The sequence below is a fragment of the Polaromonas sp. 39-63-25 genome, assembly GCF_002278925.1.
GTDB lineage: Bacteria > Pseudomonadota > Gammaproteobacteria > Burkholderiales > Burkholderiaceae_C > Polaromonas.
This window is the reverse complement of sequence record NZ_NCJH01000014.1, coordinates 79767-105701: the sequence shown is the minus strand read 5'-3', so window position 1 is coordinate 105701 and position 25935 is coordinate 79767. Positions and strand designations below refer to the sequence as shown.

Sequence of the window (25935 nt, the reverse complement as noted above, 5' to 3'; positions counted from 1 at the left end):
AGTGAAAAACCACAGCCAGGAGCCTGCCGGCTCCCGCGTTGCGGCCACCGTGCAGTCTTCGACCGACCGCGCCACCGTGCGTGCACAAGCGGCTGACGCTGTCCGTCTGGGCCAGATCCCGCGCGGTGAAGCCAGCTACATGTAATAGCGGCGCTATCTGCATAACTGAGAATGGGCCGGGTTTCGGCCCATCCAAAACCGTCCGGGGGCTTGCTCCGGACGGTTTTTTTGTTCTTGCGGAAACCCGCCACCCGGCGCGCAGGGCGCGGTGCCGGCACCGTGCAACAACGTTGCGGCAAATGTCACAACGGGTTAGGTCGGCCGGCCTACTCAATCACAGGGTAATCCCTAGAATTCGATAACACGCTCACGCTTGAGGACCGCGATCCGGTCCGTCAGCGTTTCCTCCGCCCTCCCCTGCGGTCTACCCGACCTCAGGAATCCACAGGTTCCCCATGGCTCTCCCCTCCATTTTTGCCGCGATGCGGACACCTCCTGCTGCGCCGGACACCCCGGACCGGCTGCCGCTTGAGCAGATCAGGCATCAGCTGCACCAAACCCTGCATGACTGCAAGAGTATTGACGCGCAGCGCATCATCTTCAGGATCAACACGGCCGACACCCCGGCCGATCTCTGGCTGTTGCGCAGTGACCTGTACCAGTGCATCGCGCGCGCACGCGACCAGACAGAAGCTGCCAGGCGCATCAACGCCCTGCTGGGCACTTTCAGCGGCTGGCTGCCAGCTGCCCAGCTCACCCCGATTTAGGACGACCGGTCCCATCCCGCGGACCATACTCGGCTACGTGTAAGCCTGCTGCCCGGGAGGCCATGTGGTTCTGAAAAAAAAGCCCGCTGCATGGTTGCAGCGGGCTTTTTTCGTGGTTCAGGCGGTTCGCGCCTTTGAGCCCGTCACGGGTAACGCCGCACCAGAGACTCGGCCACACACACCGGCCTGGTCGCACCCTCCCGCTCGACCGTCACTTCCCAGGTCATCTGCTGCCCCTCGTTGTCAATCGACTCGCAGGCCAGCAGCTTCAGGCGGGCGCGCAAGCGGCTGCCAACAGGCACCGGCGCCGTGAAACGCACCCGGTTGAGCCCGTAATTGACGCCCATGCGGGATTGAACGATCTCCAGGGACGATTCAAAAAATGCCGGCAACAGCGACAGGGTCAGGAAGCCGTGCGCAATCGGCCCGCCGAACGGACCGGCCCTGGCTTTTTCCGGGTCCACATGGATCCACTGGTGGTCGCCGGTGGCCTGGGCAAACAGGTTGACCTGCTCCTGGGTGATGGTCAGCCAGTCGCTGATCGCGACTTCCTGGCCGACACAGGCCGCCAGTTCGGAGAGGGTCTGGAAGGTTTTCATGCCCGGACTTTAACGCCCGCACCGATGGCGGCCTGTCCAGCCAGCGACATGGCCGACCGCGGACGCAGCCCTGTCACTGGTCCAGCCAGCGGCAGATGCCCTGCCATTGCTGCAGGTCTTTTTCCACCCGCCCCGGGGCGACGTCGAACACGGTCAAGCCGCGGGCCGCCAGATGGATGTAGTTCTGGGTATCACGCACATAACCGAGTACCGGCAAGCCCAGGCCTTCGACAAAAGCACGCAGTTTGTCGGCCGCGATGGTGCGGGCATCGACGCGCATGCCGACGATGCCGACCTGCATCTTGCCGGCGTGGCGGTGTTCGGCGAGCTGGTCCAGAAAGCTGCGGGTGGCAAAAATATCAAACACGCTGGGCTGAAGCGGCACGATCACCTTGTCGGCCAGCTTGAGGACGTCGTTAAAGCGCCAGCCGTGCAGGCCGGCGGGGGTGTCGAGCACCACGTGGGTCGTGCCCTTGGGCGGTTTGACAATCAGGTCGGCGTTGACATCCCAGGTCGAAATCGGCCGGGCTGCGGGGGGCCGCAGCCCCAGCCAGAGCCGGGACGACTGCTGGCGGTCCGCATCGCCGAGCATGACCGCATGGCCCTGGCTGGCGAAATAACCTGCAATATTGGTCGACAGCGTCGTTTTACCGACGCCGCCCTTCGGATTGGCAATCACAACCACAGGCATGCGAATCTCCCGGAATTTTGACACTATGGTAACGGCTGGCACCCCATCGGCCAAACCGCAGACGGGGCGGGCGGGTCGCCATGGGGCCGCCCCCTCTGCCTGCGCTGCTGCCATGCCTGTTCGTGGCGCCTTGCCATTTCAGTCAAACAACCCCTCCGCCCTTGATACGCGGGCGGAGAATGCTCATGTTCTTATAGCAAAAAAGCGGGCACGGCGATGCTGCAAGCCGGCAGCCTCTCAAAACACCTCAATTGCGCTGGTCCTGCGCCTCCCGCCGCAGCTTTTCCATCGCGCGCCGTTCGACACAGACCGGATGCCTGCTGTAGGCAGGTTTGGCGCATTGTTCATTCATGCAGATCTGATACCCAAGCAACATGCGGCCTTCACAGGCTTGCGCCGGGCTGGACGGCTGCGCCGGGGCAGCAGCAGGTGGCGTAACGGCAACCGTCGCTGCAGCGCTCGTGCCGGCGTCCGGGCCTGCCGAGGCCGGCCTGGATGGCGCCGCCTTGTCCGTGCGCACGGGGGCGGCGCGTTTGGGTGCCGGATGGACGGCGGCAGGCGCCGTGCCCGCCTTGGCTGAAGGTGAGGGTTCCGAGGATCGCGCCGCCGGGCTGGCAGGCGCGGCGCCGGCAGCCGTGGCCGGCAGGGCCGCATCGGCTGTCGCCGCAACCACCGGCACCGGTTCGCCGGACAAGCCCTTGAACACCACGCCAGCCAGCACCAGTACCGCCGCCCCGGCCAGCGCGAACAGGGGCATCCGGGAGCGGCGTACCGGCGCCGCAGGCGTGCCTGCCTCGCCCGGCGCAACCGGTGCACCCACTGGCGGCGCAATCGTGCTGGCAGCAGCGCTGGCCGGCGCCGGACTGGAAAGCGGCACCGTCGAAGGCGCACCCCAGGTTTCGTCAGGACCCCCGGCGTCCGGCCCGGCCGGAACACTTGCTGCAGGAGCGGGCCGGGTATCTGTGGCCGGAATCGGGGCCGCCCGGGAATTGAGAACCTGCAAACGCGTCCATTCGCTGACCTCTTCGGAAAAAGCCCCCGTGGTGTCAGGCCCGCTGCCGGTCCCCGAACCATCGACCTCTACCGTGCCGCCCAGTTTCCGCAGGCGCCGCCGCGCGAGATCGGCGTAAATGCCGGACGGAAACCTGTCGAGAAACCCTTCCAGGTCTTCCAGGTCCTCGGAGTCCTTGATGTCCTTCCAGTAGACCAGCTCGAGTTCCTGCGTCACGGTCGAGCCGGTGTCGGTCCCGCTCGTGCTGAGCTTGACGGTGGAGCCGCCCGCGCGTGAGCGCCCGGTGTCCGTCGCCGTACCTGCGCGCCCGCCGGGCGGGCTCACGGGCGGCACAATGGTCGGGTCCGAAGCATGGCCGCTGGCTTCCTGCAGCGCCGTCGAAAACTCCTGCGCCGTCGCGAAACGCTGGTCGCGTTTTTTGGCCAGTGCCCGCGCCATCACCGCGTCGATGGCGGGCGGCAACAACGTGTTGAAGCTGCTGGGCTCGGCCGGGGTGTGACCCACAATCTGCTGGATGATCGCAAAGTCGGTATCGCCGTCGAAGGGCCGCTTGCCCGTGAGCAGCTGGTACAGCACCACCCCCACCGCAAACAGGTCGGCGCGCGCGTCGATCGGCAGGCCCTGCACCTGTTCGGGCGACATGTATTTCAGGGTACCCACCATGGTTCCCTGCGTGCGTGTGGCTTCACCGGAGTCCTGAATGCGGGCCACGCCAAAATCGGTGAGCTTGACCCGGCCATCGGCCTCGATCAGCAGGTTGGCCGGCTTGACGTCGCGATGCACGATGTTCTGCCGGTGCGCATAGTCCAGCGCAGACAACAACTCCCGGACCATGCGCAGTGTTTCCTCCAGCGAATAACGCCGGCCCGCGTCCAGATGGTGTTTGAGGTCTTCGCCCTGGATGAATTCCATGACCAGAAAAGCCATGTCACCATGGCGGTCCGAGTCATACACACTGACGATATGGGGATGCTGCAGGCGGGCCGCCGAATGGGCCTCGGTGCGAAAACGCGCTTCGTACTCGGCGGCGGCCTCTTCCGACAGGTTTTCCACCTTGATGGTCTTGATCGCCACGCGGCGGTTCAGGTTGGGGTCGCGCGCCTCGTAGACCAGCCCCATCGCGCCTTTGCCCAGCACGCGAATGATGTCGTAGCGGCCCAGCTTGTTAAGACTCATGGGTTAAAAAAAGGGGGAAAGACCAGTTGGATACGTTTGGAAACAGCAATTCTATCGGCGGCCGCCTCAGCTCCTGATAGAAAAACTGACCAACGGGCTGCCTTCCTTGCGTTCGCAGCCGGCGCTGATCTGGCCGCTGCCGACGAGATAACACTCGGTGCGGCGCAACACCACGGCTTCGTTCTGGTTGCCGAAGTAGACCCAGGTGCCATAACTTGACGCATCGCTGAGCACGAACTGCCCGCCGCGCCATTCCAGCGTGGCGTGCATGCGGGACACCCGCGGATCGTTCAACGCCAGCGACGCCCCGGCGCCGCGGCCGATGGACATCTTCGCGCTGCCGGCATTGACTTGCACGGCCTGCTCGCCGGCCACCAGTTCGAGAACCATGGGCCGGGCATCGGAGGCCATCGACCGCCCCATCATGGTGGCATCGTCGTCGCGGCCGCTTTGCCATTCCACCCGGTACACCAGGCTGGCTTCCGCCTTGCCGCGCAGGTGCATGGGCCCCAGGCTGCGCAATGATGCCCGCTGCACAGGCCCCAGGGCCGACCAGACGTTCTGCGTGGTGAGAATCTGCGCCGCACCAGCCAGGTCGGCCAGGCGCGCCGCAGAATTGACGGTATCGCCAAAACAGTCGCCGTCGATCTCGATCACATCACCCGACTCCATGCCCATCTGCATCTGCACCGGCGCGCCAGTGCCGCCGGGCCGGATGGGTTTGTCGAGGAAGCGCTTCTGGATGGCGACACAGGCGGCCAGCGCATCACCCTCCTGCGGAAACACGACAAACAACCCGTCGCCCAGCAGCTTGACGACACGGCCGTTGTGCTGCTCGAAGACCTGGCTCAGCGCCCCCACGAGCTGCGTGACAAAGCGCGAGGCGGTTTCATCCCCCAGCCGCTCGAACATGCTGGTGCTACCGACGAGATCGGCAAAAACGACGGTGGTCATGAAGACATTCTGGAAAACCGGAGGGCAGAACAGACCGGTACGCACGTGGTGTCAAACGGTAACACGTAACCTTTTGTTCTCATATTGGCGATTTTTACAGAAAATCACCCGCCCCCGCGTGTGAAGTTTTTACCAGCGAAGCGCGCCACCCGCAGGGCGGTGTCGCCTGGCGTCAGCGCAAACCGTCCCAGAGCAGCTTGCAGCCTGTGAGGAACATGCCGCCGTACAGCACCCGGTAAAACAGCAGCTGGCTGATGCGCCTGGCCATGCGCACACCAGCCCACACGCCCACGGGCGCCAGCGGCAGCAGGGCCAGCGAGGTCGCCATGTTGCGCAGGTCGAGCAGCCCCAGCCAGGCATAGGGAATCCATTTGGAGAGGTTGATCACAAAGAAGAAAAACGCCAGGGTGGCGGTGAATTTGAGCGGGCTCAGGCGCAGGGGAATGACATAGGCACTGATGGGCGGGCCGCCGGCATGGGCGACAAAACTGGTGAAGCCCGAGGTCGCGGTCAACAACGCACCCAGCCACTTCGGCGGCGGCGGGCTGTCGGGCCGGGGCGGAAAAAGCAGGCGCTGCGCCAGAAACAGCAGGGTGAAAAAACCCACGATGCCGGCCACGACCTTGCCGTCGAGCAGGCTGAACAAAAGGGCGCCGATCAGCGTGCCCACCAGGCCGCAAGGCAGCAGGAACTTCAGCAGCTTGAGGTCGAAGTCCTTGCGGAACGCCGCCATGCCGAGCAGGTCCATCAGCAGCAACACCGGCATCAGGATGGCCGCCGCCTGCGGCACGGTCACCGCCAGCGCCATCATGGGCACGGCCAGCGAGCCGAAACCCGCCCCGAACCCGCTTTTGCTGACCCCCAGCAACAGCACGGCGGGCACCGCCACGGCGTAAAAGAAGGGGTCGGTGATGAGCGGAAAGGTCACGGGTTTGCAGGTGAAAGCTGCCGATTATCAGGCCTGCATGGATGACGGCGCCACCGGGCTGCATCGCCCGCAGATCCGCCGCGGGTCAGTGTTGATGCAGAGAATCGGCCTCCAGCCCTTGAGGGACAGGCGCAAGCAGCTATTATTTCAGTAGCATCGCCCGACTGCAGGGGCCGGCGATTTCATTCGTGCGTCTCCAGGCCCAGACAGGCTTTCTGGATTTCCGGGCGTGTCAGCAGCTCGCCGTCCACATCCATGTTGTCATTCATGGGCGGTCTCCTACTGTTGCGGGGTGGCGGGCGGACTTTCGTAGTCGACCTGGTGGCGCGCGCTGCGCAGACCGGCGAGTTCGCCCTTCACGCGCAGGTGTTCGGGGTGGCCGGCATAGGCATCAAGCGCCGCCTGGCTGTCGAACTCCGAATAAAGCACCACGTCGCAGGCGTAATCGACCTGGCTGGCATCGACACCGATTTCCAGGTGCGCGAGGCCGGGAATTTTCCCGCGCAGGCTTTCAAAACTGCGCTGCAGCCTGGCGATGCCCGCCGCCCTGGCCTCGGGCGTGTCGCCGCGGATGTTCCACATGACGATGTGTTTGATCATGCGGGCAACCCGGCCTTGTGCTCGGGCCGGACGCGCTGGCGCAGTTCGCCACTGTCGGGCTTGTCGATCAGTGAAACGATGTCAATCACGTCATGCGGCCGGGTTGAGGACAAAATCAAAATCAAGGCGGTACACACCGTCGGGCTGCTTGACCCAGTCGGCCACCAGCGACTGGCGCACGCCGAACACCGCATCGGAGTCGAGGTAAGGGTCCCCCTTGCGAAACACGTGGGTCACCAGCGTTTCATAAGCCGGGGCCTTGATCATGAAATGCAGGTGCGCTGGCCGCCAGGGGTGGCACTTTGTCGCCCGCAACATGTCGCCGACCGGGCCGTCGACGGGAATCGGGTAAGGCTCGGCCACGATGGTTTTAAAGTTGAAACTGCCGTCGGCACCGGACCTGAGCACGCCGCGCGCCTGAAACTTGTCCAGGTCGGCGTACTGCACATCGTAGTGGCCCTCGGCATCGGCTTGCCAGACCTCGATTTCGGCGCCGGCCACCGCCTCGCCGCCCAGGCCCAGCACCCGGCCGCGCACCACGCAGGGCTCACCGACCGCGCCGTTGGCCACATCGGCGCCGTTGTCGAAATGCGGCGCGCCCTCGACATGAAAGGGGCCGAACACCGTGGCCTCGGTGCAGCCCTGCGGCTTGTCGTTGTTCATGGCCACGGTCAGCATGGACAGGCCCAGCGTGTCGCTGAGCAGAATGAACTCCTGACGCTTGTCGTCACATTTCCGGCCGGTGGCGGTGAGGAAGTCGACGCCTGCGAGCCACTCGGCTTCCGTCAATTTCACCTCGCGCGCAAATGCGTGCAGGTGCTGCACCAGGCTGGTCATGAGTTCCTTCAGGCGCGCATCGGGCGTGCCGGCGAATCGCGCAATCACGGCCTGGGTGATGGTGTCCTGGTTCAGGTTGCGCATGACGGGGCCGGGGCAAGGAGGGGGAAATGGATATACATACTTTCCTTCGTGAACGCTCTGGTCCAAATGTAGGTCAAGGCGCCCCTGGAGAAAAGCGGACTCCGCAAATGACTTTTCCGCACCGCGGAAAGACGGCAGCAGCGGCTGGGCCACAATGCAACGACCTTTAAAAAACACAAGCGGCAACTGCAGGAGACATGGCGTGGATCGCTGGACGGAGATTGAACTGTTTGTGCAGGTGGCCGAAACCGGCAGTCTGGGCCGTGCCGCCGAAGTGCTGGAGCTGTCCAATGCCGCCGCGAGCCGGCACCTGTCCGCGCTGGAAGAGCGCCTGGGCGCCCGGCTGGTGGAACGCAACACGCGCCGGCTCTACCTCACCGACACCGGCCAGGAGTTTTTCAGCCGCGCCAAAACCATCCTGTCGGACCTCAAGGATGCCGAGTCGGCCGTCAACGCCACCGCGCTGAACCCGACCGGCATGCTGCGCATCACGGCCTCGCTGTCGTTTTCTCTGCACCACGTGGCGCCGCTGCTGCGCGAGTACACGCAGCGCTACCCCAACGTGACGGTGCATGTCGAGGCCGCCAACCGCTACCTGGACATCATCGACAACAACATCGACGTGGCCATCCGCACCCGCGAGACCGAGCCCGACTCCAACATCACGATTCGGCGCCTGGCCGAAACGCGTCGCATCCTGACGGCGTCGCCGCGTTATTTTGCGCAGCACGGTTTTCCGAAAACCCTGGAAGACCTGCACAAACACAAGCTGCTGATCTACACCTACGCCAACAACCCCAACGAGCTGCGCTTCACGCGCGACGGTAAAACCACCACCGTCACGGTCAAGGGCCTGCTGGAGTCCAATGACGGTCAGATCCTGCGCACCGCGGCGCTCGACGGCATGGGCATCCTGGTGCAGCCCAGCTACATCGTCTACAACGACATCGTGGCCGGCCGCCTGGTGCCGGTGCTCGACGACTGGGACCTGCCGCACCTGACCATCAACCTCGCCTACCCCAGCCGCAAACACCTGTCCGCCAAGGTGCGCACCTTCATCGACTTCATGGCCGAACATTTCGCGAAGCAGGACTACGAGCGCAAATGGACCGGACGCTTCGGGGTGTATTGAGATGGCAAACGTTTTGCGTACCGACGTGCTGATCGCCGGCGGCGGCCCCTGCGGCCTGATGCTGGCCAACGAGCTCGGCCGCCGCGGCATAGCCTGCCTGCTGGTGGACCCCAAACCCGGCACCGCCTTCAACCCGCAGGCCAACGCCACGCAGGCGCGCACCATGGAGCATTTTCGCCGCCTGGGGTTTGCCGGCGAGATCCGTGCCCAGGGCCTGCCGGACGACCACCCGACCGACATTGCCTACTTCACGCGTTACACCGGCCATGAGCTGGCCCGCCTGCACCTGCCCACCGCCGCGCAGGCGGTGAAAAACATCAAGGCCATGAGCGGCTCCTGGAGCGCGGCCGAGCTGCCGCATCGAATATCGCAGAAGTTTGTCGAGGCCAGCTTGCGCCGCCACGCCGAAGCTCTGCCCGGCGTCGATGTGCGTTACGGCTGGGGCCTTGAAAGTTTCGAGGACCGCGGCAGCCATGTGCAGGCGCAGGTGCGCGCCACCGCCGGCGGCGAGTCCCTGGACGTGCAGGCCGCGTACCTGGTCGGCGCCGACGGCCCCCGCAGCCTGGTGCGCAGCACGCTGGGCATCGCCTGGGACGGCGCCAGCGGTGTCAGGCGCGAGTTCATGGGCGGCAAGATGTTTGCGGTGTATCTGCGCGCGCCGGATTTTTACAGCGTCTTCCCGCACGCCCGCGCCTGGATGTACGTGTCGGTCAACCCGCAGCGCCGCGCCTTCATGGCCTCGGTGGATGGGCAGTCGGAGTTTGCCTTTCACGCCGCCGTGCACGAGGGTGAAGATGCCGACGCCTGGACCGCCGCCGACGCACAGCGGATTGTTGATGAAGCCATGGGCATGCATCTGGCCATCGAGGTCTTGTCGGTCGGCACCTGGACGGCCGGGCATTCGCTGGTGGCGCAAAGCTTCCAGCGCGGCCGGGTCTTCATAGGCGGCGACGCGGCCCACCTGTTCACGCCGACCGGCGGCCTCGGCTACAACACCGCGGTGGAAGACGCCGTCAACCTCGGCTGGAAACTGGCCGCCGTGCTGCGCGACCAGGCACCGCCGCAGTTGCTGGACAGTTACGGGCCGGAGCGCCAACCGCTGGCCGAACGCAACACCGCCTATGCCCGGCGTTTCGCCGATTCGGTCGGCAGCTTCCGTGCCTCCCCGCTGCTGGAGCAAGAGGATGCCGACGGCCGGGCCGAGCGCGAACGCGCCTCCAGCTATCTGAACCAGCACGTGCGCATGGAGTTCAACATTCCCGGCGTGACCTTCGGCGGGCGCTACGACGCCTCGCCCCTGATCGTGAAAGACGGCAGCACAGCGCCGCCGGACGAAGCCGGCAGCTACCAGCCCAGCGCCAGCCCCGGTGGCCGCGCGCCGCACGCGTGGCTGGCCGACGGCCGCTCGCTGTACGACAGTTTCAACTTCGAATGGACGCTGCTGGCCCTGGGGCCGGATGCGCCCGGCACCCGCGGTTTTGTGGACGCGGCGGCGGCGCTTGGCCTGGACCTCCAGGTTGTCGCGCACGTATCGGAAACACTGCGGGCGCTGTACGAAGCGCCGCTGGCCCTGATCCGCCCCGACCAGATCGTGGCCTGGCGCGGCAGCAACAGCCGGCAGGCCCTGCAGGTGCTGAAGCAAGCCAGCGGGCACGCCGCCGGCACCTTCTGACAGCATCGACTACTCCTGATTTGATAGCTGGTTGCGCCCATCTGATAAGGGCTGGCGCTCGATTTGACTGAACCTTTTTGGCAGCGCCACCGGTTCACCGGCCTATCACCGCAAGATAAGCTTGGCGTGTCTCCGGGTCCACGGATGCCAACATCTGCTGGTAAGGCGTCTGGTGCCGGGCCAGCATGCGGGCCGAGGCGACCGCCCTGGAGTGGCAATACCAGTGGCAGGTGTGCTGCATCAACAACAGCTCGGCCGACAGGGTGTAGGCCTTGTCACGCGGCGCGCGGCCCTGTGCATTTTTTGCCGCGCGCTCCATCCCCTCGGCATGAACGACCAGGATGCGCCGCATGTCGAAGGTGTTGTCGGGGAAAAATCGGTCGGTCTCAGGCAGAAACGCCGGCAGCTTGCTGACGCGGGCATCGGCTTCGTCCACCGCCGAAAAATCCGCGGTAAAACGCCGGAACTGTTCACACAACTGCTCCTCGGAGAAAGCCAGCGTGGCCCAGAGCCGGGTCTGGCGCTCCGGGTCTTTCTCCTCCAGCGCCTTGAGGTAGCCTTCGATCAGGTTTTCCATCCGCTTGTCCAGCTGGTAGCGGCCGAGAAAACCGTCCAGCAAGGCAACACGCCTGGTCCGGTTTTCCGATTTGAGCTGCCAGGCGCCGAAAGCAGCAACCATCAGCAGCAGAACAAAAATTTCCATGACGCCACGGGTCTGTCCACACAGGATGCCAGTCTAGTACGGCTACCCGAAAATGGCGACCCATGAAAGCGCGCCATCGCCCCGTGGCGGCCGACCGCGTTTCAGGCTCCGAGGCGCTGTCCGTTGAACGCCCAGCGTCCAGGCCGAGGTCCATTCGATACGCATGCCCATGGTTGTTCTCGTTTCTTTTAACCCGGCTGCCCTGTGCAGCAGCACCTGCCGGGGTCCAGAAAATCCAGCGGAAATCAGTTTTTCATGGGCGAAAAAACGGCTGCCACCCGCCCCGCCGGCAACCGGCGCGGCACAATCCCCCCATGGAAAACATCAACACCTGGGGCAGCTGGCTGCGCCATGCGCTGGAACTGTCGGCCACCATCGCCTTTGCCCTCTCCGGGATCATGATGGCTGCCCGCAGCCGGCTTGATGCCGTGGGCGTCTTTGTGGTGGCTTTTGTGGCTGCTTTTGGCGGCGGCACGCTGCGCGACCTGCTGCTGGACCAGCGGCCCTTCTTCTGGGTCCGGCATGTGGAGTATGTCTGGGGCATTCTGGCGCTGGGCACGGCAGCGATGCTGTTCATGCGCCAGCGCCATTTCGAGCCGACCGAGCGGGTCATGCAGATCCCCGATGCGCTGGGCCTGGGCCTGTTTGCCGCAGTGGGGGTGGACGTGGCCAGCCGGGCCGGCATGCCGGCGCTGGTCTGTGTGTTGATGGGTATCGTCACCGGCGTGTTCGGTGGCGTGTTGCGCGACATCGTCTGCAACGAAATTCCCAGCGCGTTTCGCGACCACCGGCCGTATGCGGTCTGCGCCTTTGCCGGCGGCTGGGTCTACCTGGGATTGAGCGGGCTCGGCGCGCCCGAATGGGTCGCGCTGGTCAGCACCGTGACCATCACCGCCGGCCTGCGCCTGCTGGCGCTGTGGCGCGACTGGCGCCTGCCGCTGTGGCAGGTGGGGCATTAGTCCTCCGCCCTCCCCTCACCCAAGAAGCAATGCGGCCGGGGCGCCGTAGAACCGGCATTGCCAAGCCACGGGCCTTGCCCGGTTCAGTTCAAACGCGTTCGATCACCAGCGCAATGCCCTGGCCCACGCCGATACACATGGTGCACAGCGCGTAGCGGCCGCCGGTGCGGTGCAGCTGATTGACCGCCGTGGTGACCAGGCGTGCGCCGGAGGCCCCCAACGGGTGGCCCAGCGCAATCGCGCCGCCGTTCGGGTTGACGCGTACATCGTCGTCCTGCAGGCCCAGCAGGCGCAACACCGCCAAGCCCTGGGCCGCAAAGGCTTCGTTGAGTTCGATCACGTCCATCTGCGCCAGGCTCAGGCCGGTCAGCGCCAGCACCTTCTCGGTCGCGGGCGCCGGGCCTATGCCCATGATGCGCGGCGGCACGCCGGCCGTCGCCATGCCGACGATGCGCGCGCGCGGCGTGAGGCCGTTCTGCTTCGCGGCCTCTTCGTTGGCAATCAGCAGCGCGCAGGCGCCGTCGTTGACGCCCGAGGCATTGCCCGCCGTGACACTGCCGTCAGGCCGCACTGCACCCTTGAGTTTGGCCAGCGCTTCGAGCGAGGTTTCACGCGGGTGTTCGTCCTTGCTGACGACGATCGGGTCGCCTTTTTTCTGGGCAATGGTGACCGGCGTGATCTCGGCGTCGAAGAAACCCGACTTCTGCGCGGCCACCGCCTTCAGCTGGGAGGACAGCGCCATCCTGTCCTGGTCTTCGCGGCTGATCTTGTACTCGGCCGCCACGTTTTCAGCGGTTTCCGGCATGGCATCCGTGCCGTACTTTTCCTTCATCAGCTTGTTGACGAAGCGCCAGCCGATCGTGGTGTCGTACATCTGCGCTGCGCGGCTGAAGGCACTCTCGGCCTTGGCCATCACAAACGGCGCGCGGCTCATGCTCTCCACGCCACCGGCAATCATCATGCGGGCCTCACCGGCCTTGATGGCGCGGGCCGCCGTGCCCACCGCGTCCATGCCCGAACCGCACAGGCGGTTGATGGTGGCGCCCGGCAACTCCAGCGGCAGGCCGGCCAGCAACGTGGCCATGTGGGCCACGTTGCGGTTGTCTTCGCCGGCCTGATTCACGCAGCCGTAAATCACGTCGGTCACGGCCAGCCAGTCAACGTTGGGGTTGCGCGCCATCAGCGCCTTGAGCGGCACGGCGGCCAGGTCGTCGGTGCGCACGCTGCTGAGCGCGCCGCCATATCGGCCGAAAGGGGTACGGATGGCGTCGCAGATAAAAGCCTGATTCATGTGTGTCCTTTAGTGAAAGTTTCCCTCTCCCTTTGGGAGAGGGTGTGGGTGAGGGCTCTTCGTGTGCCGGCTTGCCCTCACCCCTGCCCTCTGCCGGAGGGAGAGGGAGCAATACCAATCGGCAGGCCGACCAGCTTCTCCAGCTCGTCGTGCGCCAGCCCCTCGACTTTATCCACCAGCCGGAGGCCTTGCGGCGTGCATTCCAGCGTGGCCAGGTCGGAGTAGATGCGTTTGACGCAGGCTATGCCGGTCAGCGGGTAGCTGCAGGTCTTGACCACTTTGCTCTCGCCTTTTTTGGTCAGCAGGTCCATCATGACCCAGGTCTGCCTGGCACCGATGGCGAGGTCCATGGCACCGCCCACGGCCGGAATGGCGCCGGGCTCGCCGGTGCTCCAGTTGGCCAGGTCGCCGGTGCTTGAGACCTGAAAGGCGCCGAGCACACAGATGTCCAGGTGGCCGCCGCGCATCATCGCGAAGCTGTCGGCATGGTGGAAATAGGCGCCGCCCTTGAGCAGGGTCACCGGCTGCTTGCCGGCATTGATCAGGTCAAAGTCTTCGTCGCCCTCGGCTGGCGCCGGGCCCATGCCCAGGATGCCGTTTTCGCTCTGCAGGATGACCTCGATTCCTTCGGGCAGGTGGTTCGCAACCTGCGTCGGCATGCCTATGCCCAGGTTCACGTAGGCGCCGTCATGGATGTCACGCGCCACACGGGCGGCGAGCTGGTCTTTGCTGCGTTTCTGGTAAGTCATGTCAGGCTGCCTGTTTGAAGCCGCCGGCCTGCGTGGCGACACGCTCAATTTTCACGATCCGGTGCACAAAGATGCCGGGGGTCACGATGTGTTCCGGGTCCAGCGCGCCGAGCTCCACGATCTCGTGCACGGTCGCCACCGTTTGTCTGGCCGCTGTCGCCATGACCGGGCCAAAGTTGCGCGCCGCCTTGCGGTACACCAGGTTGCCCCAGCGGTCGCCGCACTCGGCCTTGATCAGCGCCACGTCGCCGTAGATCGGCATTTCCAGCACGTAGTGCCGGCCATTGATTTCGCGGGTTTCCTTGGGCGAACCATCGGCCTGTTTGGCCAGCTCGGTGCCGAAGCCGGTGGGGGAAAAGAACGCGCCGATGCCGGCCCCCGCCGCGCGCAGGCGCTCGGCCAGGTTGCCCTGCGGCACCAGTTCCAGCTCGAGCTTGCCGGTGCGGTACAGCTCGTCAAAAACATAACTGTCGGCCTGGCGCGGAAAACTGCAGATGATCTTGCGCACGCGGCCGGTCTTGAGCAGCGCCGCGAGACCAATGTCGGCATTGCCGGCGTTGTTGTTGACCACGGTCAGGTCCTTCGCACCCTGCGCAATGAGCCCGTCTATCAGTTCGTTCGGGATGCCGGCCGTGCCGAAGCCGCCGATCAGCACGGTTGAGCCGTCCCTGACACCGGCCAGCGCCTCGGCCACCGACCGGGCTGTCTTGTTGATCATGAAACTGTCTCCGTCGGAAAAATCATTCGCCTGAAATTTGTTCTTATGTAGAACAAATGTTCGTATAATGAATTTTAGGAGATTTCCGCACCCATGGCAATTGCTGCATCCCCTTCGGGCCCTGATGGCCGTCCCGGCCCCGCGCCGGGCGACAGTTATGTCCAGTCCTTTGCACGCGGGCTGGAGGTCATCCGCTCCTTCAGCGCGCAATCGCCCCGCCAGACGCTGAGCGAGGTGGCGGCGCGCAGCGGCTTGACCCGCGCCGGTGCGCGGCGCATTTTGCTGACCCTGCAGACGCTCGGTTATGTCGTCAGCGACGGCAAGTTGTTTTCCCTGACCCCGCGCATCCTGGACCTGGGCTTTGCCTACCTGTCGTCCATGCCGATCTGGAACCTGGCCGAACCGGTGATGGAGGGTCTTGCCGGGGAAGTCGGGGAGTCGTGTTCTGCCGCGGTGCTGGAAGGCACGGACATTGTGTATGTGATGCGGGTGGCCACCCACAAGATCATGAGCATCACGCTGGGGGTCGGTTCGCGCCTGCCGGCCTACTGCACGTCCATGGGCCGCGTGTTGCTGGCCGGCTTGCCAGAGGGCGAAGCGCTGGCTTGCCTGAAAGCCTCGGAACTGGCGCCGCTCACCCGCCACACGCTGACGGACCTGGACGCCTTGCGCCAGAAAATTGCGCAGACGCGCAAGCAGGGCTGGTGCCTGGTGAACCAGGAACTCGAAGAAGGCCTGGTGTCCATGGCCGCGCCGATTCACGACCGGCTAGGCAAGACGGTGGCGGCCCTGAACATCAGTGGCCAGGCCAACCGGACCAGTGCCAGGGCCATGCAGGACAGCATGCTGCCGGCCCTGCTGGCCGCCGCGCAAACGATTTCACGCCTGCTCAGCGTTCAACGCACCTGATCGGGCCATGACCCGACGGGCCGTTCAGGACTTGCGGGAACCCATGACCAGCACCACGGCGCCCAGGACAATCGCGCCAATGCTGAGCCACTGGGGCACATTGACCGACTCTTTTTCCTTGACGACCAGTTCGAGCGGGCCGATGTTGGCTTTGGTGGTGTCCTTGGTGAAGCTGAAACCGCCGGTGAAAAAACCGGCCAGGCCGAGCACGATCAGGACAATGCCTGTGATTCTGACTGCATTCATGAAATTCTCCTCGCCGGATGATGGGTATGCCGGCGCGCGCTTGCCGGGATCACGCTGCCGTGCAGGTAATCTAGCCGATAAGACCCTGCAGGGCGCGTAGGACATTGCCGACGGACCTTTTTTGGCGTCCCGGAAACACCACAGCAGCAACAAGCACAGACCCCATGCTACGCTTGACCCATGTTCACGCCTTCACAAGCCGACGTCCGTCGTTTTTTTTGTTCCGTTTACGCCAAAGCCCGCTCCGGGCAAGCACTGGAAGCTATTGAAATCATAGCAAGCCAGTGGATCGACGAGCACCCCGAGTACCACGCCGACTTTGCCGATGCCGATGCAGCGCTGCAGAAGATGTACGACGCTGAAGACGGCAAGACCAACCCCTTCCTTCACCTGTCCATGCACCTGTCGATCAGCGAGCAGTGTTCGATTGACCAGCCGCGCGGCATCCGGCAGGCGGTCGAGCTGCTGACCGCGCGGCGCAATTCGCTGCACGACGCCCACCATGAAGCCATGGACTGCCTGGGCCAGATGGTCTGGGAAAGCCAGCGCGCCGGCCGCCCGCCCGACGGCGCCGCCTACATCGCCTGCGTGCAGCGCCACGCCACAAGAGATTAGCCCCCCCCGTTCGCTCGCTTCGCGTAGCTCTCGAGGCCTTGCAGGCCGCGGCTCGCGAGACGCTTCGCCTCTGTCGCCTGTCCAAAGCTGCTCAAGCAGCTTTGGAGCTGCAGGCTCCAGCCCCTCGGGGCACTGCGCCTGCGGGCCGGCAAAGCCGGACCCGCGGCCCCTGCTTGAAAAAAAAGCCCCGCCGTTGGGTGTCCGGGTAATCGCCCACGAAAAAGCCGCTGATTCAGCGGCTTTTTCGTGGGTGCAAAGTGCGCTTAACGGAACTTGCTCTGCGGAACCACTTTCAGGTCACCCTCGACAGACGCCAGGTAGTTGGCCAACTGCTTGAGCTCAGCGTTGGTGTACTGCTTGGCCATGCCCGCCATGATGGCGTTGCCGCGACCCACGGTTTTGTTGTTTTCCACCTTGTAGGCCTTGAGCGCCACAAACAGGTAGTCGGCATGCTGGCCGCCGAGCTTGGGATAGGACGGATCGATCGGCTTGCTGAAGTCGGCGCCGTGGCAGGACGCGCAATTGGCCTTGCCCAGCAAGGCAGTGACGGCCGGGCTGGGCGTTTTGGCGGTGCGCGCTGCAGCGGCTGCGCCTTCGGTCACGCCATGCTGGGCGTAATACGCGGCCAGATCGGCAATGTCCTGGTCGTTCAGCGACTCGGCGATGCCGCGCATCGTGGGGTGTTTGCGCTCACCCTTTTTATAGGCATGCAGGGCCGCGTCAATGTACTTGGCGCTCTGGCCTGAAATCATGGGGACTTTGTAGACCTCGGGGAAACTGGCCTGGTAACCCTTGATGCCATGGCAGCCAATACACATGGCATTTTTGGTTTCGCCTGCCTTGACATCACCCTTGATGTCCTGGGAATGGGCGGAAACCGTCACAAATGAGACAGCCAGGGCGAATAACGTGGTGAACAGCTTGGTCATTTTGCGCGCACAATCAGGTGAGAATTTGTTATAAAAAACAACCGCTGATTATATCTGTGCCTGCCGCGGCCCGATCCTGCCCCGGCTTAATCACCGCAGATTCACCCATCTTCCTGTCCCTACCTCCTGTCCACCATGAAATTCCAAGGCTCCAAAAACTACGTCGCCACCCAGGACCTGATGCTCGCCGTCAACGCCTCCGCCACTCTGAAAAAGCCCCTGCTGGTCAAGGGCGAGCCCGGCACCGGCAAGACCATGCTGGCCGAGGAAGTGGCCGAAGCCCTGAGCCTGCCGCTGTTGCAGTGGCACATCAAGTCCACCACCAAGGCGCAGCAGGGCCTGTATGAATACGACGCGGTGTCGCGCCTGCGCGACTCGCAGCTCGGCGACGAAAAGGTCAAGGACATCCACAACTACATCATCAAGGGCGTGCTCTGGCAGGCCTTCACTGCGGACGAGCCGGTGGCGCTGCTGATCGACGAGATCGACAAGGCCGACATCGAGTTTCCGAACGACCTTCTGCGTGAGATCGACCGCATGGAGTTCTACTGCTACGAGACACGCGAGCTGATCAAGGCCAAACACCGGCCGCTGGTCTTCATCACCTCGAACAACGAAAAGGAACTGCCCGACGCCTTCTTGCGCCGCTGCTTTTTCCACTACATCAAGTTCCCGGACGCCGACACGATGAAACTGATCGTCGACGTGCACTTCCCCGGCCTCAAGAAGGAACTGCTGGCCGCGGCCATGAAAACCTTCTACGACGTGCGCAACCTGCCCGGCCTGAAGAAAAAGCCGTCCACCAGCGAACTGCTGGACTGGCTCAAGCTGCTGGTGGCCGAAGACATTCCACTGGAAGCGCTGCAAAGCAAGGAAGACAAGGTGGCCGTGCCGCCGCTGGTGGGCGCGCTGCTCAAGAACGAGCAGGACGTCACCTTGTTTGAAAAACTGGTGTTCATGCAACGCCACAACCGCTAGGCGCGGCCATGGCAAGCGACACCCGCAATCTCCTGGTCGAAGGCCTGTCCGACGCCGTCGGTTTTGTCGGCGGCGCGCTACTCGGCTTCTGGCTGGGCCGGCTGTTCGGCCTGGACATTTTTGCCGCCGGTTACGGCAACAGCGCCATAGGCGGCATCGTGCTGGTCGGCCTGGGCGGTGGTCTGGGGCTGCAGATCGCGCGGCGCTGGCGCCGTGCGCAGGCCAAAAAACAGGGCAAAGACACATGAGTTTTGTGCAAGCCGTCATTCTTTCCGGGCGTGGCATCGAGCTGGTGCCGCTGGCGCTGGACCACGAAGCCGGCCTGCGCGCCGCGGCCGCCGACGGTGAACTGTGGAAGCTGCGCGTGACCTCGGTCCCGGAGCCGGACCAGACCCGCACCTACATCGACGACGCGCTCAAGGCCCGCGATGCCGGCCACCGCTTCGCCTTTGCCGTGCGCGACGCCGCCAGCGGCACCGTGCTGGGCAGCACCAGTTACCACGACATCCTGCCGGCCGTGAAACGCGTGGAGATTGGCTACACCTGGTACGCCGCGCGCTGCCAGCGCACCCATGTCAACACCACCTGCAAGCTGCTGATGCTCACCCACGCGTTCGAGGCCCTGGGCTGCCACGTGGTGGGCTGGCGTACCGACAACTTCAACTTCGCCTCGCAGCGCGCCATCGAGCGCCTGGGCGCCAAAAAAGACGGCGTGATCCGCGGCCACGCGCTGCGGCGCGACGGCACGATTCGCGACACGGTGATGTACAGCCTGCGCTCCGGCGAGTGGCCGGAAGTGAAAGCGCAACTCCTGTACCTGCTCGACAAACCACGCGCGCCAAAAGCCTGAAAGGAGTCCTGCCATGTTGATCGACTTCTTCTACACCCTGCGTTCGGCCAAGCTGCCGGTCTCGGTCAAGGAATACCTGATGCTGCTCGAAGCGCTGCAGGCCGGCGTGGTCGGGCCCAACAGCGGCAAGGGGGAGGACGGCGAGATCGGCGAGGGCGCCTACAAGATCGACGACTTCTATTACCTCAGCCGCACCGTGCTGGTGAAGGACGAAAAACACTACGACAAGTTCGACCGCGCCTTTGCGGCCTACTTCAAGGGTGTGGAGATGATTGCCGACTTCACCAAGGACATTCCGCTGGAGTGGCTGCGCAAGAACCTCGAGCTCGAACTCAGCCCCGAAGACAAGGCCAAGATCGAGAAGATGGGCTGGGACGAACTCATGGAAACGCTGAAAAAGCGTTTCGAGGAACAGAAGGAACGCCACGAAGGCGGCAGCAAGTGGATAGGCACGGGCGGCACCTCGCCGTTTGGCGCCAACGGCTTCAACCCGCAGGGCATACGCATCGGCCAGGAAAAAAGCCGCAACAAAAGCGCGGTGAAAGTCTGGGACCAGCGCGCCTACAAGGACTACGACGACACCCAGGAGCTGGGCACGCGCAACATCAAGGTCGCGCTGCGCCGCCTGCGCAAGTTTGCGCGTGAAGGCCATGTCGAGGAACTGGACCTGGACGACACCATCAAGTCCACCGCGGCCAACGCCGGCTGGCTGGACATCAAGATGGTGCCGGAGCGCCACAACAACGTGAAGGTGCTGCTGCTGATGGACGTGGGCGGCACCATGGACGAACACATCAGCCGCGTGGAAGAACTGTTCTCCGCCACCAAGACCGAGTTCAAGCACATCGAGTTCTATTACTTCCACAACTGCGTCTATGACTTCATGTGGAAGAACAACCGCCGCCGCTTCAGCGAGAAGTTTGCGACCTGGGACATCATCCGCAAGTACAACAAGGACTACAAGCTGATCTTTGTGGGCGACGCGACCATGAGCCCGTATGAAATTTTGCAACCGGGGGGCAGCGTCGAATACAACAACGAGGAAGCCGGCGCCGAGTGGATGCAGCGGCTGACCAACGCCTTCCCGAAATTTGTCTGGATCAACCCCGAGCCGCAAGGCGTCTGGCAGTACCGCCAGAGCATCAGCGTGATCCAGCAGCTGGTAAACCAGCGCATGTACCCCTTGACCATCAAGGGGCTGGAAGAGGCGATGCGCCTGCTGTCGAAGTAACGCACGGCCTGAAGCGGCATCGCCATTCAGCGCGTGATTGGCACGGCAGCGTAAAAAGAAAATGGTGCCCTTGGCAGGAATCGGACCTGCGACCTATCCCTTAGGAGGGGATCGCTCTATCCACTGAGCTACAAAGGCACACACACATAGTTTACCAAGGCGGGCGACGCGGCGCCCCCCGATGCAGGCCCCCGGCTTCGTCAGCTGCGGTAATTCCGGGGCGGTACGGTCGACAGGCCGGCCGGCTGTCCATCGGACAGCTTGCAAGGCGCTTCTTTTTTGATAGCTGCTTGCGCCCACCCCATAAGGGCTGGAGAGCCAAAACGCTTATATCAATGACGTTTCGGGCTCATTTCACACCGCAGCGCACCAGCCTCACGACAAAACCTCCGGCCCGAAGGCCAGCCCGTCGAGCTTGTCGGGGTTGCGCATGATGTAGATGTTGGTGGCCTGGCCTTTGTCGTTGTAGGCGAAGGTGATGGCCGCCGCGATTTCGCCGTTCTTGCGCAGCTGGATGGCGCGGCCGCCGTTGATCTCGCAGGGCAGCCATTCGTAGTGGGCCCAGTAGCGGGCCAGTTGCGTCGTCAGCAGGGTGAGCACGCTGCCCTTGCCCTGGAAGATGCCTTCCACCGAGGCGACCTTGCCGCCGCTGTCGGTGCACAGGGCGATGTCGTCCGAGAGCAGGCTGGCGAGCGACCCGGTGCTGCCGGCGGTAATGGCTTCGCGGAATGCGGCGAGCAGGCCGTCCTGCACCTGGGGCGGCGTCACGTGCCGCACCTTGCCCTGGGCAATGCTGATGCTGGCGCGCGAGACCAGCTTGCGGCAGGCAGCTTCTTCCATGTCCAGCATCTCCGCCACTTCGGCGTACGGCGTTTCAAAAATCTCGTGCAGCAGGTAAGCGGCGCGCTCCCTGGGCGTGAGCCGCTCCAGCAGCAGCAAGAAAGCCATGCTCAGCGACGAGGCCAGCATGGCCTGCGTTTCGGGCGTGTCTTCGGTGCGGGTCTGAATCGGTTCTGGCAGCCAGGTGCCGACGTAGTCGACCCGGCTGCGCTGGGCGTCGCGCAGCATGTCGATGCAGTGCCGCGTGCAGAGCGTGGTGAGCCAGGCCGCCGGCGTGGCAATGCCGGCGCGGTCGGCCGCCTGCCATTTGATGAAGACATCCTGCACGGCGTCTTCGGCATCGGCCCGTGAACCGAGGATGCGGTAGGCCAGGCCGAACAAATGCCTGCGCCTTTCTTCAAAGACGGCGGTGGGGTCAATGGTGCTCATGCTGCGCGTCTCGGGTTTACTCAGTGTGCCGAGACCTGGAGGCGATTCCAGAGGTTGATCATGCCGACGGTAGCGGTCAGTGCGCCGATCTGCTTGTCGGTGAAAGAGGCACGTAGCCGGCCGCGCAGGCTGGCGTAGTCGGTCTGGGGGTTGAGCACGGTCAGGGCTTCCGTCCAGGCCAGTGCGGCTTTCTCGGCTTCGCTGAAGTCGCTCACATGCGCCCAGACAACGAGGCGGTCCAGCCTGTCGCTGGTTTCGCCGTCCTGCCGGGCTTCGCGGGTGTGCATCTTGACGCAGAAGGCGCAGCCGTTGATCTGCGAGGCGCGCAGGTGCACCAGGTGGTGAAGTTTTATGTCGAGTCCGTGGCCACCAACGGCTTCACGCACCTTGATCAGGGCGGGGATGACGTCGGGAACGACGAGGTCCAAACGGACGGGGGCGGTATTGGCAGTGGCGGTAGCAGTCATGGTGTTTTCCTTTAGAAACTGGAGGTGACACCGTATTGACGATTGAGCTTTTCAGTTTGTGACGCGGGGCCAGAAAATAAAAAGTCTGAAATGACAGAGATTCAGGCCGGGGGACCGCTGCACACGACGCGCCTGCCTGGCAGGATCGACGTGCCCGTCAGCCATTGCTACGCTTTTCATAGCTGTCTGCGCCCGTGCAACAAGGGCTGCAGCCCAAAAATACTCACAAGCACCAAGTCCCGCGCCGCCAGGCCCTCAATCCCGCTTCGCCCACTCCACAAACTCCGGCGCGTAACCCCTGGACTTCAGAAAGTCGGCCAGGGCGTAACCGGTGCCGGCCGGCCAGCACTTGACGTCTTCGTGGGCATACAGCCGGTAGTCCACCAGCTCCGGGGAGAGTTTCACTTCACCGTGGCCGACGGCGCTGTAGGCAATGATGATCTGGTTCATGCGCTGGAAGTCGTAGACGCCGATCAGTTTGAGGTCGGTCACGTCGAGGCTGGTTTCCTCCTTGATCTCGCGGGTGATGCCGCCTTCGGGTGTTTCGCCGGCCTCCATGAAACCGGTGATCAGCGCGTACATCTTGCCGGACCAGGCGGCGTTGCGCGCCAGCAGGATCTTGCCCTGGTGCTCGATGACCGCGGCCAGCACCGGCACCGGGTTGTTCCAGTGGGTGTAGTCGCAGGCCGGGCAACGCAGGCGCACGGTTTCGCCGCTGTCTTCGAGCTGGGAAATCATCGCCAGCGGGGTGGCGCAACTGGGGCAAAACTTGAATTCCTGGCTCATGCGATTTGTATCCTGTTACTGATATTCAACAATGCCCGTTCCCGGAAGGCAGGTATTGCCGTCCATGAGCCAAAATCTGTCATCCCGGACTCGATCCGGGATCCATGCCACATGACCCACGCCAAGCGTTGAGCCAGCATGGATTGCGGGTCAAGCCCGCAATGACAAGGCATGAGAATCAGGCCGGAAACACGCCGGTCGACAGATAACGGTCGCCGCGGTCGCAGACGATGAACACAATCACCGCGTTCTCGACGGTTTTGGCAATCTCCTGCGCCACCCAGCAGGCGCCGGCGGCCGAGATGCCGGCGAAGATGCCCTCTTCGCGCGCCAGGCGGCGGCACATGTCTTCGGCGTCGAGCTGGCTCACCAGCACGGTGTCGTCGATGTGGCTGGGGTCGTAAATTTTCGGCATGTAGGCCTCGGGCCACTTGCGGATGCCGGGAATGCGCGAGCCTTCGCTCGGCTGTGCGCCGATGATCCTGATTGCCGGGTTTTTCTCTTTCAGGAAACGCGACACGCCAGTGATGGTGCCGGTGGTGCCCATGGCGCTGACGAAGTGCGTGACTTTGCCCGCCGTGTCGGCCCAGATCTCGGGCCCGGTGGTCTCGTAGTGGATGCGCGGGTTGTCCTGGTTGGCAAACTGGTCCAGCACGCGGCCCTTGCCGTCTTTGGCCATCTGGTCGGCCAGATCGCGGGCGTGTTCCATGCCGCCGCTTTTGGGCGTGAGGATCAGCTCGGCGCCAAAGGCCTTCATGGTCTGCGCACGTTCGATCGACAGGTCTTCCGGCATGATCAGCACCATGCGGTAACCCTTGATGGCCGCGGCCATGGCCAGCGCAATGCCGGTGTTGCCGGAGGTGGCCTCGATCAGCGTGTCGCCGGGTTTGATCTCGCCGCGCTCTTCGGCGCGCTTGATCATGGACAGCGCGGGCCGGTCTTTCACCGAGCCGGCGGGGTTGTTGCCTTCGAGCTTGCCGAGGACCACGTTGTGGCGTTGGGTGTTGGCTTGGGACTGGATGCGTTGCAACGCCACCAGGGGCGTTTTGCCAATGGCGTCTTCGATGGTCGGATAATTCATACCCTGCACTGTGCCATAATTTGCCTCTTTGCTTCTTCCAGCCCGGGTGGTGAAATTGGTAGACGCAGGGGACTCAAAATCCCCCGCCGCAAGGCGTGCCGGTTCGATTCCGGCCCCGGGCACCACCTCCTGTGAACTTCGTTGCCTGGTTCTCCCGAACCGGCCCGCCTTTGGGCGAGATTGACGAAGCGCACTTCGTACGCGGGTTCGACTCCGGCCCCGAGCACCAGATACAGGCCCTTCCAGTTCTGGAGGGGCCTTTTTTGTGGGCGCTTGCGCGCAAAAACGCAGAAACACAGATACTGGCGGCCATGACTTCCTCCAGCACTCCCCTGCATCAACTCGACGCCTGGCAAGCCGCCGCCCTGCTCGCGCGCCGCGAACTCCAGGCCGTGGACCTGGTCCGCGCCTGCCTGGACCGGATTGCCGAACGGGAGCCGCAGCTGCAGGCGTTTGTGCAGCTGGGCGCCGACGCCGCGCTGGCAATGGCCCGTGAACTCGATGCCGGGCCGGTGCGTGGCCTGTTGCACGGCCTGCCCTTCGGCGTGAAGGACTTGTTCGACACCTTCGACCTGCCCACCGCTTACGGATCACCCATTTATGCCGGCCAGCAGCCGCTGGCCGATGCGGCGGCCGTGGCGCTGTGCCGTGAAGCCGGCGCGGTGTTGCTCGGCAAAACCGTGACCACCGAGTTGGCCAACATGTTCCCCGGCGCCACGCGCAACCCGCACCACCCGGATCACACGCCGGGCGGCTCGTCGAGCGGTTCGGCCGCCGCCGTGGCCGACGCCATGCTGCCGCTGGCACTGGGCACCCAAACGGCTGGCTCGCTGATACGACCGGCGGCTTTTTGCGGCGTGGTCAGCTACAAGCCCAGCCACAACCGGGTGCCGCGCGGCGGTGTCAAAAGCCTGTCGGAAACGCTGGACACGGTGGGCGGCTTTGCGCGCAGCGTGCGCGACGTGGCGCTGCTCGGCGCGGTGCTGACCGGCGATGCGCGGCTGGCCGACCCCGCCGCGTTTGCGCAAGGAGCCGCGCCGCGCATCGGCTTTTGCCGCACGCCCGAATGGGCGCAGGCCGATGAGGACACGCAGCAGGCCTGGGCCCGGGCCGAAGCCGCGCTGGCCGGCCATGGCGCGCCTGTGGCGCTGCCGCCCGAGCTGTCGGGCCTGGTCGCCGTGCAGAAAGAGGTGCAGGCTTTCGAGACCGCGCGTTCGCTGAGCCATGAGCGCCTGCGGCACCGCGACCAGCTCAGTGCGCCGCTGCAGGCACTGATCGCCACCGGCCTGGCCATCGGTGGTGAGGCCCATGCGCACAACCTGCAGGTGACCGCGCAGGCGCGGCGCCAGGCGCAGGCCCTCTTCGGGCCGCACGACGTGTTGCTGGCGCCCAGCAGCATCGGCGAGGCCCCGGCCGGGCTGGACGGCACCGGCGACCCGCTGTTTTGCCGCACCTGGACACTGCTGGGCCTGCCCTGCGTGCACCTGCCCTTTGCCCGGGGCCGCCACGGGCTGCCGGTGGGCCTGCAACTGGTGGGCGCCCATGGCGACGATCACCGCCTGCTGGCGGCCTCGCACTGGGTACATGCGCGCCTGAGCCGGTAAGCCCTGCCGCCAGGCGCGGGTAACCGCGACTTGACCCCGCGCAATGCCACGGCATTGAAATCGGCGCATTCTCGAGGCGCAGTTTTTTCTGCGGCTTC

General features: G+C 64.4%; 28 protein-coding genes, 2 tRNA genes and 1 pseudogene. 13 read left to right on the top strand and 18 right to left on the bottom strand.

Annotation, left to right across the window (positions count from 1 at the left end; genetic code table 11):
* A pseudogene (locus B7X65_RS16915) lies at window positions 1–145 on the top strand (DUF4148 domain-containing protein); the annotation flags it as partial.
* Between the two features lie 310 nt (window positions 146–455).
* Entirely contained in the window at window positions 456–767 is a 312-nt protein-coding gene (locus tag B7X65_RS16910; protein WP_293595464.1) for a hypothetical protein, read from the top strand.
* 143 nt (window positions 768–910) lie between these two features.
* On the opposite strand, the gene B7X65_RS16905 is transcribed toward B7X65_RS16910, so the two are convergent.
* The 7 genes from B7X65_RS16905 to B7X65_RS16875 form a co-directional block, all read right to left on the bottom strand.
* The gene (locus B7X65_RS16905) at window positions 911–1366 is read right to left on the bottom strand and encodes a MaoC family dehydratase (protein WP_293595463.1); all 456 of its coding nucleotides are present in this window, start codon (window positions 1364–1366) and stop codon (window positions 911–913) included.
* 73 nt (window positions 1367–1439) lie between these two features.
* The gene (locus B7X65_RS16900) at window positions 1440–2057 is read right to left on the bottom strand and encodes a ParA family protein (RefSeq protein ID WP_293595462.1); all 618 of its coding nucleotides are present in this window, start codon (window positions 2055–2057) and stop codon (window positions 1440–1442) included.
* A 247-nt stretch (window positions 2058–2304) separates the two neighbouring features.
* The gene (locus B7X65_RS16895) at window positions 2305–4245 is read right to left on the bottom strand and encodes a serine/threonine-protein kinase (protein WP_293595461.1); all 1941 of its coding nucleotides are present in this window, start codon (window positions 4243–4245) and stop codon (window positions 2305–2307) included.
* A 66-nt stretch (window positions 4246–4311) separates the two neighbouring features.
* A complete protein-coding gene (locus tag B7X65_RS16890; RefSeq protein WP_293595460.1) occupies window positions 4312–5199 on the bottom strand; it encodes an adenylate/guanylate cyclase domain-containing protein in 888 nt (295 codons plus the stop codon).
* Window positions 5200–5371: 172 nt separating this feature from the next.
* On the bottom strand, window positions 5372–6127 hold the full coding sequence (locus tag B7X65_RS16885) for a sulfite exporter TauE/SafE family protein (RefSeq protein WP_293595459.1): 756 nt from the start codon (window positions 6125–6127) through the stop codon (window positions 5372–5374).
* 279 nt (window positions 6128–6406) lie between these two features.
* Window positions 6407–6727: a Dabb family protein gene (locus B7X65_RS16880; protein WP_293595458.1), complete on the bottom strand. Its 321-nt coding sequence runs from the start codon at window positions 6725–6727 to the stop codon at window positions 6407–6409.
* Between the two features lie 90 nt (window positions 6728–6817).
* On the bottom strand, window positions 6818–7648 hold the full coding sequence (locus B7X65_RS16875; protein WP_293595457.1) for an intradiol ring-cleavage dioxygenase: 831 nt from the start codon (window positions 7646–7648) through the stop codon (window positions 6818–6820).
* 202 nt (window positions 7649–7850) lie between these two features.
* On the opposite strand from B7X65_RS16875, the gene B7X65_RS16870 reads away from it, so the two are divergent.
* Window positions 7851–8780, top strand: coding sequence for a LysR family transcriptional regulator (locus B7X65_RS16870; RefSeq protein WP_293595456.1), 930 nt, complete (start codon window positions 7851–7853; stop codon window positions 8778–8780).
* Between the two features lies 1 nt (window position 8781).
* The gene (locus tag B7X65_RS16865) at window positions 8782–10452 is read left to right on the top strand and encodes an FAD-dependent oxidoreductase (RefSeq protein ID WP_293595455.1); all 1671 of its coding nucleotides are present in this window, start codon (window positions 8782–8784) and stop codon (window positions 10450–10452) included.
* A 94-nt stretch (window positions 10453–10546) separates the two neighbouring features.
* On the opposite strand, the gene B7X65_RS16860 is transcribed toward B7X65_RS16865, so the two are convergent.
* A complete protein-coding gene (locus B7X65_RS16860; protein ID WP_293595454.1) occupies window positions 10547–11155 on the bottom strand; it encodes a hypothetical protein in 609 nt (202 codons plus the stop codon).
* Window positions 11156–11469: 314 nt separating this feature from the next.
* Between B7X65_RS16860 and B7X65_RS16855 the strand changes: the two genes are divergently transcribed.
* The gene (locus B7X65_RS16855) at window positions 11470–12114 is read left to right on the top strand and encodes a trimeric intracellular cation channel family protein (RefSeq protein WP_293595453.1); all 645 of its coding nucleotides are present in this window, start codon (window positions 11470–11472) and stop codon (window positions 12112–12114) included.
* Window positions 12115–12202: 88 nt separating this feature from the next.
* On the opposite strand, the gene pcaF is transcribed toward B7X65_RS16855, so the two are convergent.
* The 3 genes from pcaF to B7X65_RS16840 form a co-directional block, all read right to left on the bottom strand.
* Entirely contained in the window at window positions 12203–13405 is a 1203-nt protein-coding gene (pcaF, locus tag B7X65_RS16850; protein WP_293595452.1) for a 3-oxoadipyl-CoA thiolase, read from the bottom strand.
* 77 nt (window positions 13406–13482) lie between these two features.
* On the bottom strand, window positions 13483–14154 hold the full coding sequence (locus tag B7X65_RS16845) for a 3-oxoacid CoA-transferase subunit B (protein ID WP_293595451.1): 672 nt from the start codon (window positions 14152–14154) through the stop codon (window positions 13483–13485).
* A gap of 1 nt (window position 14155) precedes the next feature.
* A complete protein-coding gene (locus B7X65_RS16840) occupies window positions 14156–14872 on the bottom strand; it encodes a 3-oxoacid CoA-transferase subunit A (protein ID WP_293595450.1) in 717 nt (238 codons plus the stop codon).
* A 93-nt stretch (window positions 14873–14965) separates the two neighbouring features.
* Here B7X65_RS16840 and B7X65_RS16835 point away from each other — a divergent pair, with 93 nt between their 5' ends.
* Entirely contained in the window at window positions 14966–15781 is an 816-nt protein-coding gene (locus B7X65_RS16835) for an IclR family transcriptional regulator C-terminal domain-containing protein (RefSeq protein WP_293595449.1), read from the top strand.
* Between the two features lie 24 nt (window positions 15782–15805).
* Here B7X65_RS16835 and B7X65_RS16830 read toward each other — a convergent pair whose 3' ends face one another.
* Window positions 15806–16027 (bottom strand): hypothetical protein, encoded by a 222-nt coding sequence (locus B7X65_RS16830; protein WP_096698029.1) that lies wholly within the window; start codon window positions 16025–16027, stop codon window positions 15806–15808.
* A 180-nt stretch (window positions 16028–16207) separates the two neighbouring features.
* Here B7X65_RS16830 and B7X65_RS16825 point away from each other — a divergent pair, with 180 nt between their 5' ends.
* Window positions 16208–16642, top strand: a complete 435-nt coding sequence (locus B7X65_RS16825) for a DUF1841 family protein (protein ID WP_293595448.1) — start codon at window positions 16208–16210, stop codon at window positions 16640–16642.
* A gap of 263 nt (window positions 16643–16905) precedes the next feature.
* Here B7X65_RS16825 and B7X65_RS16820 read toward each other — a convergent pair whose 3' ends face one another.
* Entirely contained in the window at window positions 16906–17571 is a 666-nt protein-coding gene (locus tag B7X65_RS16820) for a c-type cytochrome (RefSeq protein ID WP_293595447.1), read from the bottom strand.
* 135 nt (window positions 17572–17706) lie between these two features.
* Between B7X65_RS16820 and B7X65_RS16815 the strand changes: the two genes are divergently transcribed.
* From B7X65_RS16815 to B7X65_RS16800, 4 genes are read left to right on the top strand one after another with little or no spacing between them, the layout of a single operon-like run.
* Complete coding sequence (locus B7X65_RS16815) at window positions 17707–18549, top strand: MoxR family ATPase (RefSeq protein ID WP_293595446.1); 843 nt, start codon at window positions 17707–17709, stop codon at window positions 18547–18549.
* A gap of 8 nt (window positions 18550–18557) precedes the next feature.
* A complete protein-coding gene (locus B7X65_RS16810; RefSeq protein WP_293595445.1) occupies window positions 18558–18797 on the top strand; it encodes a hypothetical protein in 240 nt (79 codons plus the stop codon).
* Entirely contained in the window at window positions 18794–19399 is a 606-nt protein-coding gene (locus B7X65_RS16805; protein WP_293595444.1) for a GNAT family N-acetyltransferase, read from the top strand. Before B7X65_RS16810 ends, B7X65_RS16805 begins: the two co-directional genes overlap by 4 nt.
* Before the next feature lie 13 nt (window positions 19400–19412).
* A complete protein-coding gene (locus B7X65_RS16800) occupies window positions 19413–20630 on the top strand; it encodes a VWA domain-containing protein (RefSeq protein ID WP_293595443.1) in 1218 nt (405 codons plus the stop codon).
* Between the two features lie 62 nt (window positions 20631–20692).
* Here B7X65_RS16800 and B7X65_RS16795 read toward each other — a convergent pair.
* From B7X65_RS16795 to cysM, 5 genes are all read right to left on the bottom strand, one after another.
* Window positions 20693–20768 (bottom strand) — tRNA-Arg (locus tag B7X65_RS16795).
* Between the two features lie 237 nt (window positions 20769–21005).
* On the bottom strand, window positions 21006–21899 hold the full coding sequence (locus B7X65_RS16790; protein ID WP_293595442.1) for a sigma-70 family RNA polymerase sigma factor: 894 nt from the start codon (window positions 21897–21899) through the stop codon (window positions 21006–21008).
* 20 nt (window positions 21900–21919) lie between these two features.
* Entirely contained in the window at window positions 21920–22366 is a 447-nt protein-coding gene (locus B7X65_RS16785) for a carboxymuconolactone decarboxylase family protein (RefSeq protein ID WP_293595441.1), read from the bottom strand.
* 255 nt (window positions 22367–22621) lie between these two features.
* Window positions 22622–23152, bottom strand: a complete 531-nt coding sequence (locus tag B7X65_RS16780; protein WP_293595440.1) for an NUDIX hydrolase — start codon at window positions 23150–23152, stop codon at window positions 22622–22624.
* 178 nt (window positions 23153–23330) lie between these two features.
* Window positions 23331–24233 (bottom strand): cysteine synthase CysM, encoded by a 903-nt coding sequence (gene cysM, locus B7X65_RS16775; RefSeq protein ID WP_293595439.1) that lies wholly within the window; start codon window positions 24231–24233, stop codon window positions 23331–23333.
* 40 nt (window positions 24234–24273) lie between these two features.
* Here cysM and B7X65_RS16770 point away from each other — a divergent pair.
* Together B7X65_RS16770 and B7X65_RS16765 are read left to right on the top strand one after the other, a co-directional pair.
* Window positions 24274–24358: transfer RNA gene (locus tag B7X65_RS16770), tRNA-Leu, on the top strand.
* Between the two features lie 186 nt (window positions 24359–24544).
* The gene (locus tag B7X65_RS16765; protein WP_293595438.1) at window positions 24545–25837 is read left to right on the top strand and encodes an amidase; all 1293 of its coding nucleotides are present in this window, start codon (window positions 24545–24547) and stop codon (window positions 25835–25837) included.
* The last annotated feature ends 98 nt before the right edge of the window (window positions 25838–25935 follow it).

What these genes read in the sequence shown, in the direction of transcription:
- B7X65_RS16910 (WP_293595464.1), top strand. Translation starts at nt 456, where the DNA reads ATGGCTCTCCCCTCCATTTTTGCCGCGATGCGGACACCTCCTGCTGCG.
- B7X65_RS16905 (WP_293595463.1), bottom strand. Translation starts at nt 1,366, where the DNA reads ATGAAAACCTTCCAGACCCTCTCCGAACTGGCGGCCTGTGTCGGCCAG.
- B7X65_RS16900 (WP_293595462.1), bottom strand. Translation starts at nt 2,057, where the DNA reads ATGCCTGTGGTTGTGATTGCCAATCCGAAGGGCGGCGTCGGTAAAACG.
- B7X65_RS16895 (WP_293595461.1), bottom strand. Translation starts at nt 4,245, where the DNA reads ATGAGTCTTAACAAGCTGGGCCGCTACGACATCATTCGCGTGCTGGGC.
- B7X65_RS16890 (WP_293595460.1), bottom strand. Translation starts at nt 5,199, where the DNA reads ATGACCACCGTCGTTTTTGCCGATCTCGTCGGTAGCACCAGCATGTTC.
- B7X65_RS16880 (WP_293595458.1), bottom strand. Translation starts at nt 6,727, where the DNA reads ATGATCAAACACATCGTCATGTGGAACATCCGCGGCGACACGCCCGAG.
- B7X65_RS16875 (WP_293595457.1), bottom strand. Translation starts at nt 7,648, where the DNA reads ATGCGCAACCTGAACCAGGACACCATCACCCAGGCCGTGATTGCGCGA.
- B7X65_RS16865 (WP_293595455.1), top strand. Translation starts at nt 8,782, where the DNA reads ATGGCAAACGTTTTGCGTACCGACGTGCTGATCGCCGGCGGCGGCCCC.
- B7X65_RS16860 (WP_293595454.1), bottom strand. Translation starts at nt 11,155, where the DNA reads ATGGAAATTTTTGTTCTGCTGCTGATGGTTGCTGCTTTCGGCGCCTGG.
- B7X65_RS16855 (WP_293595453.1), top strand. Translation starts at nt 11,470, where the DNA reads ATGGAAAACATCAACACCTGGGGCAGCTGGCTGCGCCATGCGCTGGAA.
- pcaF (WP_293595452.1), bottom strand. Translation starts at nt 13,405, where the DNA reads ATGAATCAGGCTTTTATCTGCGACGCCATCCGTACCCCTTTCGGCCGA.
- B7X65_RS16845 (WP_293595451.1), bottom strand. Translation starts at nt 14,154, where the DNA reads ATGACTTACCAGAAACGCAGCAAAGACCAGCTCGCCGCCCGTGTGGCG.
- B7X65_RS16840 (WP_293595450.1), bottom strand. Translation starts at nt 14,872, where the DNA reads ATGATCAACAAGACAGCCCGGTCGGTGGCCGAGGCGCTGGCCGGTGTC.
- B7X65_RS16835 (WP_293595449.1), top strand. Translation starts at nt 14,966, where the DNA reads ATGGCAATTGCTGCATCCCCTTCGGGCCCTGATGGCCGTCCCGGCCCC.
- B7X65_RS16830 (WP_096698029.1), bottom strand. Translation starts at nt 16,027, where the DNA reads ATGAATGCAGTCAGAATCACAGGCATTGTCCTGATCGTGCTCGGCCTG.
- B7X65_RS16825 (WP_293595448.1), top strand. Translation starts at nt 16,208, where the DNA reads ATGTTCACGCCTTCACAAGCCGACGTCCGTCGTTTTTTTTGTTCCGTT.
- B7X65_RS16820 (WP_293595447.1), bottom strand. Translation starts at nt 17,571, where the DNA reads ATGACCAAGCTGTTCACCACGTTATTCGCCCTGGCTGTCTCATTTGTG.
- B7X65_RS16815 (WP_293595446.1), top strand. Translation starts at nt 17,707, where the DNA reads ATGAAATTCCAAGGCTCCAAAAACTACGTCGCCACCCAGGACCTGATG.
- B7X65_RS16810 (WP_293595445.1), top strand. Translation starts at nt 18,558, where the DNA reads ATGGCAAGCGACACCCGCAATCTCCTGGTCGAAGGCCTGTCCGACGCC.
- B7X65_RS16805 (WP_293595444.1), top strand. Translation starts at nt 18,794, where the DNA reads ATGAGTTTTGTGCAAGCCGTCATTCTTTCCGGGCGTGGCATCGAGCTG.
- B7X65_RS16800 (WP_293595443.1), top strand. Translation starts at nt 19,413, where the DNA reads ATGTTGATCGACTTCTTCTACACCCTGCGTTCGGCCAAGCTGCCGGTC.
- B7X65_RS16790 (WP_293595442.1), bottom strand. Translation starts at nt 21,899, where the DNA reads ATGAGCACCATTGACCCCACCGCCGTCTTTGAAGAAAGGCGCAGGCAT.
- B7X65_RS16785 (WP_293595441.1), bottom strand. Translation starts at nt 22,366, where the DNA reads ATGACTGCTACCGCCACTGCCAATACCGCCCCCGTCCGTTTGGACCTC.
- B7X65_RS16780 (WP_293595440.1), bottom strand. Translation starts at nt 23,152, where the DNA reads ATGAGCCAGGAATTCAAGTTTTGCCCCAGTTGCGCCACCCCGCTGGCG.
- cysM (WP_293595439.1), bottom strand. Translation starts at nt 24,233, where the DNA reads ATGAATTATCCGACCATCGAAGACGCCATTGGCAAAACGCCCCTGGTG.
- B7X65_RS16765 (WP_293595438.1), top strand. Translation starts at nt 24,545, where the DNA reads ATGACTTCCTCCAGCACTCCCCTGCATCAACTCGACGCCTGGCAAGCC.